Origin of the sequence: Arthrobacter sp. CC3 (assembly GCF_039907775.1) — a bacterium.
GTDB lineage: Bacteria > Actinomycetota > Actinomycetes > Actinomycetales > Micrococcaceae > Arthrobacter.
Genome location: NZ_JARCCY010000032.1, coordinates 22,556 through 34,726, shown reverse-complemented (window position 1 = coordinate 34,726; position 12,171 = coordinate 22,556). Strand labels below are relative to the sequence as shown.

General features: G+C 69.8%; 8 protein-coding genes. 7 read left to right on the top strand and 1 reads right to left on the bottom strand.

Going from position 1 to position 12,171, the window contains the following annotated elements; all coding sequences use genetic code 11:
* Nucleotides 1–57 precede the first annotated feature (57 nt).
* From PV761_RS17445 to ppsA, 6 genes are all read left to right on the top strand, one after another.
* Nucleotides 58–537 (top strand): DNA starvation/stationary phase protection protein, encoded by a 480-nt coding sequence (locus PV761_RS17445; RefSeq protein ID WP_028270657.1) that lies wholly within the window; start codon nucleotides 58–60, stop codon nucleotides 535–537.
* Nucleotides 538–627: 90 nt separating this feature from the next.
* Nucleotides 628–1,629: an acyl-CoA dehydrogenase family protein gene (locus PV761_RS17440; RefSeq protein WP_347898685.1), complete on the top strand. Its 1,002-nt coding sequence runs from the start codon at nucleotides 628–630 to the stop codon at nucleotides 1,627–1,629.
* Nucleotides 1,623–2,990 (top strand): PIG-L family deacetylase, encoded by a 1,368-nt coding sequence (locus tag PV761_RS17435; protein WP_347898648.1) that lies wholly within the window; start codon nucleotides 1,623–1,625, stop codon nucleotides 2,988–2,990. The genes PV761_RS17440 and PV761_RS17435 overlap by 7 nt, the downstream gene beginning before the upstream one ends.
* Before the next feature lies 1 nt (nucleotide 2,991).
* Complete coding sequence (locus PV761_RS17430; RefSeq protein ID WP_347898647.1) at nucleotides 2,992–3,840, top strand: glycosyltransferase; 849 nt, start codon at nucleotides 2,992–2,994, stop codon at nucleotides 3,838–3,840.
* A 138-nt stretch (nucleotides 3,841–3,978) separates the two neighbouring features.
* Nucleotides 3,979–6,612, top strand: a complete 2,634-nt coding sequence (locus PV761_RS17425; RefSeq protein WP_347898645.1) for a cation-transporting P-type ATPase — start codon at nucleotides 3,979–3,981, stop codon at nucleotides 6,610–6,612.
* Nucleotides 6,605–8,986 (top strand): phosphoenolpyruvate synthase, encoded by a 2,382-nt coding sequence (ppsA, locus tag PV761_RS17420; RefSeq protein WP_347898643.1) that lies wholly within the window; start codon nucleotides 6,605–6,607, stop codon nucleotides 8,984–8,986. The genes PV761_RS17425 and ppsA overlap by 8 nt, the downstream gene beginning before the upstream one ends.
* Here ppsA and PV761_RS17415 read toward each other — a convergent pair.
* Nucleotides 8,938–10,875 (bottom strand): heavy metal translocating P-type ATPase, encoded by a 1,938-nt coding sequence (locus PV761_RS17415; protein ID WP_347898641.1) that lies wholly within the window; start codon nucleotides 10,873–10,875, stop codon nucleotides 8,938–8,940. The two genes, ppsA and PV761_RS17415, sit on opposite strands and share 49 nt — an antisense overlap.
* 227 nt (nucleotides 10,876–11,102) lie before the next feature.
* On the opposite strand from PV761_RS17415, the gene PV761_RS17410 reads away from it, so the two are divergent.
* Nucleotides 11,103–12,125 (top strand): polysaccharide deacetylase family protein, encoded by a 1,023-nt coding sequence (locus tag PV761_RS17410; RefSeq protein ID WP_347898639.1) that lies wholly within the window; start codon nucleotides 11,103–11,105, stop codon nucleotides 12,123–12,125.
* The last annotated feature ends 46 nt before the right edge of the window (nucleotides 12,126–12,171 follow it).

The following is a 12,171-nucleotide window of genomic DNA, read 5'->3' as shown; positions in this document are numbered from 1 at the left end:
TTAGAATAAGCTAACGCGGCACGAACCCGTCCCGCACCGCCTGCAGTGGAGGAAGAAATGAAGGCTTCACCGACCCTTGCCAGCAATCTCCAGATGGTCCTCACGGACCTGATCGAACTTCACGTCCAGGGCAAGCAGGCGCACTGGAACATCGTGGGTACGAACTTCCGCGACCTCCACCTGCAGCTCGATGAAATCGTCACTAGCGTGAGGCTTTTCGCGGATGAAACAGCGGAGCGGATGCGCGCCCTGCACGCGCTGCCGGACGGCAGGAGCACCACGGTGTCCGCCGACACCCGGCTGGAACAGTTCCCCGAAGGGCTCACCTCCACCAAGGACGCCGTCAAACTGATCACGGCCCGGCTGGAGCGCACCGTGAAGACCATGCGCGACGTCCATGACGAGGTGGATGAGGAAGATCCCACCAGCGCAGACCTGCTCCACGCCGGCATTGCGCGGCTGGAACAGCTGGCGTGGATGGTGAACGCCGAGACCATGTCCGCGGGGGCCTCCGTCACGGCACCGGACCACGGCTGAGCCGGCGCAGCGGCCAGCGGAATGGATCCTGAGGCAAAACCGCGCCCGGTGCGCATCGGTTCCGCAGCGGAGCCGCCCGAAACCCTTGCCATGCTGCTTGGGGCCGTGCGCGATGCGGCAGGAGACGTGCCGGCGCTTCTTGCCCTGGCGCGGGAGATCGGACGGACAGCGCCCCGGCCCGGCGAGGGCAGCACGGCGCGGCTCTGGGAACTTCTCGCGTCGGTGGCTTCCGTGGATGTCGCCGCAGGCCGGGTGCTCGAACCGCACCTCGATGCGCTGGCCATCCTCACCCAGGCGGGTTCACCTCTCGCGGACTCATCAACGGACAGGGCCTGGGGCGTTTTCGCTGCGGAGGGGCCCGGGCTGCTGCTCGAGGCAACACCGGACGGCGCCGGGAATTACCTCCTCAACGGATCCAAGCCGTGGTGCTCGCTCGCCGCCCACCTGGACGGCGCCGTGCTGACCGCGCATCGTGCAGACGGCGGCCGGGCCGCTTTCGCAGTGGACCTGCATGCTCCCGGGGTGTCCTGCGAGACGCCGCTGTGGACCAGCCGGGGCCTGCGGGAAATCCCCAGCGGCACCGTGCACTTCGACGGCGTCAGCGCCGTTCCTGTGGGTGGATCCGGCTGGTACTTCCAGCGGCCGGGCTTCGCCTGGGGAGGCATGGGCGTTGCAGCCTGCTGGTTCGGGGGCTCCGTTGCCGTGGCCCGCGATTTCAGCTCCGCGCTGACCGCCGCTGCGGTCAACGGGCGTGAACCGGACCAGATCGCGCTGGCCCATTTGGGCGAAACGGACCGCCTCCTCGCCTCCGTGTCCGGCTACCTGGCGCGAACGGCCGAGCGGATTGACGCCGGTGAGCTGTCCGGCCCCGGTGCGTGGAGCGAGGCGCTGCGCGTCCGCGGAACCGTCGCCGCCGCCGTCGAACGCATCCAGGCTGTAGTGGCCCAAAACCTGGGCCCCGGCCCCCTGGCCTTCAACGAAGAGTACGGAAAACGCATGGCGGACCTGTCGCTGTACCTCCGCCAGCACCACGCCATGCGGGACGACGCGCAACTAGGCGCCCTGACCCTGAAGGGGGACCGCTCGTGGTGAGCTTCTCACACGCCGATACCGGCACCGCCGAGTCCGAATGGGAGGGAAGCGGCCTGGCCGTCCTCCCGGAACTCCCCCTGGACCTGGGCGAACTCGCGGGCATGGCCTTCGTTGTGCTGGCTGCGCATCCGGATGACGAGACCCTGGGCGCCGGAGGGTTCCTCGCGCGCCTGAACGCCGCCGGCGCGGCGATAGACGTGCTGCTGTGCACGGCGGGGGAGGCCTCCCACCCGGACTCCCCGAGCACGACGCCGGACCAGCTGGCTGCCGTCCGGCTCGCTGAGTTCAGGGCGGCGGTGTCCGGGCTGGCCCCCGGAGCCGCCCGGGAGTTCCTGCATTTCCGGGACGGCCACCTTGACGCGGACCGGGACCGGATCGCCGCCGCCGTCAGGGAATCGATCGCAGCGTCCGGGCGCCCGGCGGACCGGGTGGTTATCGTTGCGCCGTACCGCTCGGACGGCCACACGGACCACGACGTCCTGGGCTCCGTGGCTGCCGAGGTGGCCGCGCAGGGCGGGCACGGGCTGTTGGAGTACCCCGTCTGGTACTGGTTGTGGGCGTCCCCGGCGGACGGCGCCTGGGCGTCGTGGGTCCGCGTGCCGCTGACGGCGGATGAGCAGCGGGCCAAGGCGGCAGCCCTCCTGGCGCACACCTCGCAGATCCAGCCGCTGTCCGACCAGCCCGGTGACGAGGCGCTTCTTGCCGCCAGCTTTGTCGATCACTTCTCCCGCCCCTGGGAAACGTTCGCATGGCACCGGCCCGCCGGCGGGGCCAACACCGCGGGCGACGCCGAGCGGATCTTCGACGAAGTGCACGCCGGGGCCACCGATCCCTGGAGCTACGCCACCAGCTGGTACGAAAGGCGCAAGAGGGCGCTCACCGTGGCCGTCCTGCCGGACGCCGGGTACGGTTCCGGACTGGAAATCGGCTGTTCCATCGGCACGCTCAGTGTGGAGCTCGCGGCCCGCTGCCGGGAGTTTGTGGCGGTGGACGCCAGCAGCGCCGCCCTGGTCCAGGCCGGTGAGCGGCTGGGGTCCCATCCCTCCGCCCGGACCCTGCACCTGACGGTCCCGCAGTACTGGCCGGATGGCCGCTTCGACCTGGTGGTGGTGTCCGAGACCGGGTACTACCTGACGGCGGAGGAGCTGGCGGAACTGTTCGCGCGGGTGAAAGGCTCGCTGAACCCCGGGGGAACCCTGCTGCTCTGCCATTGGCGCCACCCGGTCACCGGCTGGGAACTGGACGGGGACACCGTGCACGCTCTGGCCCGGCAGCAGCTCCGGTGGCCAACGGCAGGGCTTTACCGGGAAAAGGACTTCGTCCTGGAGGTGTTTGTTTCGCCGGGGCCGGAGCGGCCCTGAGATGACCAGCGGGACCACCGAACGGGCAGGCGGCTGTCCCGCGGAGGAAGTCCGGTCCCGTCCCGGCATCGACCGGGTGGCAGTGGTGGTGCCGGCACACAACGAGGACCAGCACCTTGACCGGGCGCTCTCGGCGCTGCGTGCCGCCGCTGCCGCGTTGGAGCGGGAACGGCCCGGTATGCGGCTGTCCATCACGGTGGTGCTGGACAGCTGCACGGACCGGTCGGCGGACATCACGGCCGGCTATGTCGCCTCAGACCCGCGGTTCGCGGCCGTGCAGGTCCGGCTGGGAAGTACCGGGGCCAGCCGCGCCGCCGGGGTCGTGGCTGCCGCCGGGCAGTGGACAGGCGCGGGGCGGTTGACAGACAGCGGGCCGTGGACCGGGCAGTGGCCGGGGCATGTCTGGCTGGCCAATACCGACGCGGACTCCGCCGTCCCGGAGAACTGGCTGGTGCGCCAGGTCGAACTGGCCGATGCCGGGGCTGACGCTGTCCTGGGATCCGTCGAGCCGGATCCGGCCGGGACCGATCCTGCCGTCCTGCGGCGCTGGCTGGAGCGGCACCCGTTCAGGGAGGACCATCCGCACATCTACGGCGCGAATTTCGGCGTGCGGGCCTCCGCGTACCTTGCGGCCGGCGGGTTTCCCCGCACGCGCGCCCACGAGGACCGGATCCTGGTGGAGAACCTGCGCAAGCAGGCTTACAGCGTGCTGGCCACCGACACCATCCGGGTGCTGACGTCGGGCCGCACCCATGCCCGCGCACCGCAGGGGTTCGCTGCCTACCTCCGGGCGCTGGAGCTCCCCGCGCTGGAGCTCCCCGCGCTGGACCGGGACAGTGGTGACCTTTGACCCTAGGAGCCTGAACTCCTAGACCGCATCCTCGACCCATGGGGTTCCTCCTGAGGGCCGTGGTGTCGTGTGCTCGGCGCTGCCCGTGAACAGCGGGCTGCGGCCGTGATTCCTGCTGCCGGCTCCGGAGCTGGTGCATTGCCACGCGCTCTGGGCCTCAGCTCGGAGGAGGCTGCCCTCCGGCTGCGGAAGGTCGGTCCCAACCGGCTGCCGCAAGTCCGCCCGGTGCCGCGCTGGCGCAAACTGCTGGCCGAAATGACCCACTTCTTTGCCATCATGCTCTGGGTGGCGGCCGGACTTGCCTACGTGGCCGGCATGCCGCAGCTGGCCGTCGCGATCGTCGTGGTGATCCTGGTCAACGGCCTCTTCGCCTACATCCAGCAGGAACGTGCACAGCGGGCTGCCGCCAGGCTCCGTGAGCTGCTTCCCGCCATCGTGTCGGTCCGCCGGGACGGCCGCATTGTCAAGGTCCACACCACCGAGCTGGTGCCGGACGACGTGGTGGTGATGGTTGCCGGCGACAGGGTCCCCGCGGATCTCCGGCTGGTGCTTGCCGCCGGCTGCTCGGTGGACGAGTCGATGCTGACCGGCGAAAGCGAAGCCGTAGCCAAGGTCCCGGGCGACGCCGTCCTCGGTGGCACGTTCCTGGTTAACGGCGAGGCTGAAGGAATTGTCACGGTCACCGGCGGAGGCACCCGTCTCGCCGAAATCGCCGCGCTGACCGGCAAGGTGGAGGCGCCTCCAACCCCGCTGGCCTTGGAGCTGCAGCGGATTGTCCGCATCACGGCCACGGTGGCGCTGGGGATCGGCGTGCTGTTTTTTATCCTCTCGTTGCTGGTGGGTATTTCCTGGCGCGACGCGTTCCTCTTCGCGATCGGGGTGGCGGTGGCGCTGGTGCCCGAGGGCCTGCTGCCCACGGTGACGCTTTCGCTGGCCGTCGGGGCGCAGCGGATGGCGCAGCGCAACGCGCTGGTCCGGAACCTGGAGGCGGTGGAAACCCTCGGCTCCACCACCTTCATTTGCACGGACAAGACCGGCACACTCACCCAGAACCGGATGAACGCCGTCGAGGTCTGGACCCCGGCAGGGCTGCTCAGCATCATCGGTGCGGGCTACGGGCCCGAGGCCGAAGTCACCGGGAAGGGAACCGGGGAAGCCCGGCACCTCAGCACCGCTGCGCTGGCCGCCTCCGCGGGGCGTGCCGTGCTCCACAACGGGCAGTGGATCGCCGAGGGTGACCCGATGGAGGCCGCCATTGATGCGCTTGCCATCCGGCTGGCCGGCCCGGGGAACAAGCCCGATGACCCCGAGGTGTCGCACCGCTTCGCCTTCGACCCGCGCCGGCTGCGCGAATCCGCGATCGTCGGCACCATGCTGTACGTCAAGGGTGCCCCGGAATCCGTGATTCCGCTGTGTGGCGAAAGCGGCGCCGAACGCGCCCTGCAGATGGTTGACCAGATGGCCTCGCACGGGCTGCGGGTACTGGCCGTGGCCGAGCGGAGCCTGCCCGGACTGCCGGGCGAAAGCGTCAAGCTGGAGGAGGTTGAAGCGGGGCTGACGCTGCTGGGGCTGATCGGCCTCCACGATCCGCCCCGGGCCGAAGTGCGCCTGGCGCTCGAGGCGGCCCGCGAGGCTGGAATCAAGGTGGCCATGGTCACCGGCGACCATGCCTTCACCGCGGCCGCCATCGCCCGGGAAACCGGGCTGATCGGTTCACCCGAGCTGGTGCTGGAGGGCCACACCCTCCCTGAGGACGACGCCGTCCTGACCGCCCTGCTGGACCGCGACGGCGTGGTCATCAGCCGGGTCACCCCGGAACAGAAACTCCGCGTGGCACGCCTTCTCCAGCACCGCGGCCACGTGGTGGCGATGACCGGCGACGGCGTCAACGACGGCCCCGCCCTCCAGCAGGCCGACATCGGCATTGCCATGGGACTGAGCGGTACCGACGTGGCCCGCGAAGCGGCGGACCTTGTGCTGCTGGACGACGACTTCGCCACCATCATCGCCGCCGTGGAGCAGGGCCGCGCCACGTACGCGAACATCCGGCGGTTCCTGACCTACCATCTGACGGACAACGTCGCCGAGCTCACCCCCTTCGTGATCTGGGCACTCTCCGGCGGACGCTTCCCGCTGGCGCTCAGCGTGCTCCAGATCCTGGCCCTCGACATCGGCACCGACCTGCTCCCGGCGCTCGCCCTGGGCAGCGAAGCCCCCAGCAAGGGCACGCTGAAACGGCCGCCGGAGCGGAGGCACCTGATGGACCGCGCCCTGATGTTCCGGGTTTTCGGCCTGCTGGGTCCGGTGGAGGCCCTCTTCGAAATGACCGCCTACACCGCAGTGCTCCTCGGTGCCGGCTGGCGGCCGGGCGCGGAACTACCCGTGTCGGACGTGCTCATGGCGGCCTCCGGGGCGGCCTTCACCACCGTGGTGCTGGCGCAACTGGCCAACGCGTTCGCCTGCCGCAGCGCCAGCACCCCGCCGTGGCGGCTGGGCTGGGCCACCAACAGGCTGCTGGTCTGGGCGGTGCTGGCGGAAGTCGGGCTGCTGCTGGTCTTCCTGTTCGTCGGCCCCATCGCCGCATTGCTGGGCCACGCACCGCCGTCGCCCGGGGGCCTTGCCGTGGCGCTCGCCGCCATTCCCGCCGTCATCATCGCGGACTGGCTGTACAAAGTGGTCCGGCACCGCAGGTCCAAAGCCTCTGACCCGCGGGGGTCCGGCGAACGAGGATCAATCCATGGAGGACCAAGCGGCGGGAGAGGCCATGACTGAAAGCCACGTGGTGTGGTTCGACGAAATCGGGATGGCGGATGTGCCCCAGGTGGGCGGCAAGAACGCGTCGCTGGGGGAAATGACGCGCTCCCTCAAGTCCCGGGGCGTGCGGGTGCCGGACGGCTTCGCCACCACGGCCGCCGCCTACCGCACGTTCGTCGAAGCCAACGGCATCGACGCCGCCATGCGCGCCCGGATCGGGGAGTACCGGGCCGGCGAGACGTCGCTGCGCTCCACGGGCGAGGCCATCCGGGAGCTCTTCCTGGACAGCGAATTCCCGGCGGACATCGCCGAATCAATCCGCAGCCACTACCGCGCCCTCGCCGACAGGGCCGGAGTGGACCGGCCCTCCGTTGCCGTCCGCAGCAGCGCCACCGCGGAGGACCTCCCGGACGCCAGCTTCGCCGGGCAACAGGAGACATTCCTGAACATTTCCGGCGAACGCGAGCTCCTGGACGCCTGCCGGCGCTGCTACGCATCGCTGTTCACGGACCGGGCCATCAGCTACCGGGAGGTGAAGGGATTCGAGCACCTGGACGTGGCCCTCTCCATCGGTGTGCAGCGGATGGTGAGGTCCGACGTCGGGGCGTCCGGTGTGATGTTCTCCATCGACACCGATTCGGGCTTTCCCCGCGCGGCAGTGATCAGCGCGGCCTGGGGCCTGGGCGAAACCGTGGTCCAGGGCAGCATCAACCCGGACAAGTACGTGGTGTTCAAGCCGCTGCTGGCGGACACCGGCCTGGCCCCGATCATCGAGAAGACGCTCGGCTCCAAGGCCCGCAAGATGGTCTACAGCCGGGGCGGCCACGCGCGGACCCGGATGGTAGATACCTCAGCGGAGGAACGGAGCTCATTCGTGCTGGCCGACGCCGAGATCCTGGACCTGGCGCGCTGGGCAGTGACGGTGGAGGACCACTACGGCCGCCCGATGGACATGGAGTGGGCCCGCGACGGCGCCACCGGGGAGCTGTTCATGGTGCAGGCGCGGCCCGAAACCGTCCAGGCGCTCAAGAGCGGGACGCGCTTCACCATCCACCACCTCCGCGGGACGGGCAAGGTCCTGGCCTCCGGTGCCGCGATCGGGGATTCCATCGCGCACGGCACGGCGTGCGTCATCCGGAGCACCCGGGACATCGACACCTTCCGCGACGGCGCCATCCTGGTCACGGAGATGACGGACCCGGACTGGGTCCCGGTGATGAAACGGGCCTCGGGGATTGTCACGGACCACGGCGGCACCACCAGCCACGCGGCCATCGTGAGCCGCGAACTGGGGGTTCCCGCCGTCGTCGGCACCGGAAACGGAACCAGCGTCCTGGGTGAGGGCCAGGCGGTGACGCTCAGCTGCGCGGAAGGCGACCAGGGCCGGGTCTACGAGGGCACGGTCCCGTTCGATACCGAGGACGTGGACTTGGGCGCCCTTCCCGCCACCCGCACCGCCGTGATGGTGAACATCGCCAGCCCGGGAGCCGCCTTCCAGTGGTGGCGGCTGCCCGCGGCGGGGGTTGGCCTGGCCCGGATGGAATTCATCATCAGCAACCTGATCCAGGTCCATCCGATGGCCCTGGTGCATCCGGAGCGGGTCACGGACCCGGACGACGCCCGGCGGATCAAGGAACTGACCAGCGGCTACGCGGACCCCCGGGAGTATTTCGTGGAGGCGTTGGCGCTGGGGATCGCCAAGATCGCCGCGCCCTACCACCCGAACCCGGTGATCGTCCGGCTCAGCGATTTCAAGACCAACGAGTACGCGCACCTGATCGGCGGCGGCTCGTTCGAGCAGTCCGAAGAGAACCCCATGCTGGGCTTCCGCGGCGCGTCGCGGTACTACGACGAGCGCTACCGGGAGGGTTTCGCGCTGGAGTGCGCCGCGCTCAAACGGGTCCGGGAAACCATCGGCTTCCGCAACGTCATTGTGATGATCCCCTTCTGCCGCACCCCGGACGAAGCGGACCGGGTGCTGGCGGTCATGGACCAGAACGGCCTGGTGCGCGGCGAAAACGGCCTGCAGGTGTACATGATGTGCGAGATCCCTTCCAACGTGGTCCTGGCCGAAAAGTTCGCGCCGAAGTTCGACGGCTTCTCCATCGGTTCCAACGACCTCACCCAGCTGGTCCTGGGCGTGGACCGGGATTCGGAGCAGCTGGCCGCGCTGTTCGATGAACGCGACGGCGCCGTCACGGCGATGATCAGCGAAGCCATCCGCAAGGCGCACGCGGCCGGAATCAAGATCGGGATCTGCGGCCAGGGGCCCAGCAACCATCCGGATTTCGCGGCCTTCCTGGTGGGCGAGGGCATCGACTCCATCTCGCTCAACCCGGACAGTTACCTCAAAACGGTGCGGGTGATCGCGGACGTGGAAGGCTCGGCCTGATCCCTGGCCGGTGCCACGTTCCGGCCGGGGCTCAGGGCGCGCAGCGCGTTGAGGATGGTGGCCAGGTCCACCAGTTCCTGCGAGAGTGCCCCGGCGATGGCGGGTACGTAGCCCGCGGCTGCCGCCACCATGAGCCCGACGCTCAGCACGATGCCGATCCAGATGCTCTCCATCGCCACCCTGACGGTGCGCTGCCCTATCCGCACGGCATGCGCCGCTTTGGACAGATCGTCCAGGATGATCACGACGTCGGCAGACTCGCCTGCCGCGGTGGAACCGCGCGCGCCCATGGCGATTCCGACGTCGGCCACTGCCAGCACGGGGGCGTCGTTGACGCCGTCGCCCACCATCATCACGGGGCGGTGCGGCAGGGACTTCACTGCTTCCACTTTGTCCGGCGGAAGGCACTCGGCCCGGACATCCGTGAGCCCGGCTTCGGCCGCGATGTGCCTGGCTGTGGCGAGGGCGTCGCCGGTCAGCATTACCGTTTCAGTGACCCCGAGCGCGGAAAGCTCGGCCAAGGTCCGGTGCGCCTCGGCGCGCAGCGGGTCGCTCATGACCAGGGCCCCGACGTACACCCCGCCGATGCCCACGTAGATGGCCAGCTGGCCGCTGGCCAGGTCCGCTTCCACGACGCCTGGCGCAAATTCGGCCACGAAGGACGGCTTGCCCACCACCACTTCCCGTCCGTCGAACACCGCCCGCACCCCGTGCGTGGCATGCTCCATCGCCTCACTGGCGGTCTCGAAACGAAGGTCGCGAGAGGCGGCGGCCTCCATTACGGACGCTGCCAGGACGTGGGAGGAGTACTGTTCCGCGGAGCCCGCCAGCCGGAGGAGTTCGTCCTGGCCCATGGAATCGGCGGTGACGATGGCCACCAGTGAGGGCCGGCCGTAGGTGAGCGTGCCGGTCTTGTCGAAGGCTGCGGTGCGCACCCTGCCAAGCTGTTCCAGGACACCCGCGTACTTGACGATGATGCCGGACTTGGCCGCCTGGCTCATGCCGCCCAGGAACGCCACCGGCGCCGCGATGAGCAGCGGGCAGGGTGTGGCCACCACCAGGACTTCGGCGAAGCGGGTGGGGCTGCCGCTGACGATCCAGGCGATGGCACCCAGCGCATAGGCAAAGGCCGTGAACGGGATGGCGTACCGGTCGGCGAGGCGCACCATGGGGGCGCGGCTTTCCGAGGCTTCCTTAACGAGTGCCACGATCCGGCTGTACTGGGAATCCTTCATGACGGCGGTAACCCGGATCCGGACGGCGGCCTCGCCGTTGACGGAGCCGCTCATAATGCCCTCGCCCGCCGTGCGCTCCACGGGCAGGCTTTCGCCGGTGAGGGAGGATTCATCGAACGTGCCGGTATCGGAGAGCAGCACACCGTCCAGCGGGACCACTTCGCCCGGTTTGACCAGCAGGATGTCACCCACCAGGACGTCCGTGGCCGCAACGTCCTCGGCCGCGCCGTTTTCCGCCGTGCCGTTGCTGGCGCCGCTCTGCGTGGCGGCGTTCCCTGCACCGCCGGTCCGCTCCCGGTGGGCCGTCTGCGGGACGCGCGCCAGCAGGGCACTGAGTTCGCTCTTGGCCCGGCCTGCCGCGTAGTCCTCAAGGGCCGTGCCGCCGGCCATCATGAGCACGATGATCATGGACGCAATGAACTCGCCCACCAGCACCGTGCTGACAATCGCCGTGACGGCCAGGATATCGATGCCCCAGTGCCCGCCGCGCAGCCTTCGGATCATGCCGACGGACAGGTAGGCCGCCACCGCCAGGGCATAGCCGCTCGCGGCAAGCTGGGCGACCACCGGCTGGCCGGACATCACCAGGACGGCGACAGCCATCAGGGCCAGTACCGTGCCCGCAACCAGCGGATACCGGAGCACAAGTTTCACAGGCAGACCCGCCTTCGTCTGGTTAGCTGCCACGTCTGAGCACGCACTGAAAGGACGCACCCACAGGACGCATGCATACGGGTAACACTCCATTGAACCCGCGTTGCGGAACAAGGGGAATAGGTCCCTGATGCGGCGCCTGCGCTGAGCCGGCAGGTTGGAGCCTGCAGGCCTTTCAGCCCTGTCAGCGGCCGGGCTGCCCCTGCCATGGTTGAAGGGTGTCGAACATGGTCGGGGAACCGCCCACCGAACCGCCCGCCGATCCGCGCAGACGCCGCAGGCTGGCGGCTGCTGCCGTCGTGGCGGTGGTTGCGATCACGGCGGTGGTGGTGGCCGTGATCCTGGCCGGTGCTCCGCGGGAATCGGGCCCGTCGGCGGGCCAGCCGACGGCAAGCCAGACCTCGGCGTCTTCGCCGTCGACGCCCGCCCCCTCAAGCCCGGCCGCCTCGCCGTCGGGAAGCCAGTCCTCGGGACCACAGCCGTCCGACTCCCCGTCCGCGCCGTCCGAGACTCAGGGCGAAACTCCCGCGCCGGCCCCTGTGGCGTCCGGCCCCACGCCGCCGCCCGAAACGCTGCCTGTTCCGCAGCCGCCTCCGCCGGTGGCCCCGTTTCCCCCTGCCCTGGCCGGCCAGGACGTGGAGGTGGTTCCCGGTGCCGGTGCGTCGGTGGCGTTGACGTTCGACGCCGGCGCCAACTCGGCCGGCCTCCCCTCGATCCTGCAGACCCTGGCGGGCGCAGGGGTCCGCGGGACGTTCTTCCTGACGGGATCCTGGGCTGCGGCCAACCCCGCCGGGGTGGCCGCCATCGTGGCGGGCGGCCACCGCGTGGGCAACCACTCCCAGACCCACCCGGACTTCACCGGCCTGCCGGACGCCGCAATCGAGGACCAGATCCGTGCGGCGGAGCGGGCGATAACGGCCGCGGGAGCCGACCCCCGGCCGCTGTTCCGGTTCCCGTTCGGTGCCCGTGATGCGCGCACCATCGCCGCCGTAAACAACCTGGGGTATTTGCCGGTGCGCTGGTCCGTGGACACGCTTGGCTGGAAGGGAACCAGCGGTGGCGTCACAGCGCAGCAGGTGGCGGACCGTGCGTTGTCCGCCCTGCAGCCCGGCGAAATCGTCCTGATGCACATCGGGTCCAACCCGAACGATGGCTCAGTCCTGGACGCTGACGCCCTGCCGCGAATGATCGAGAGGATGCGCCAGGCCGGCTACGGCTTCGTCACGCTGGACACCTTGGTCGCCGGATAACCAGCCGGATAACCAGCCCGGGTTGCCGGCCGGGGAGCCTGCCGGG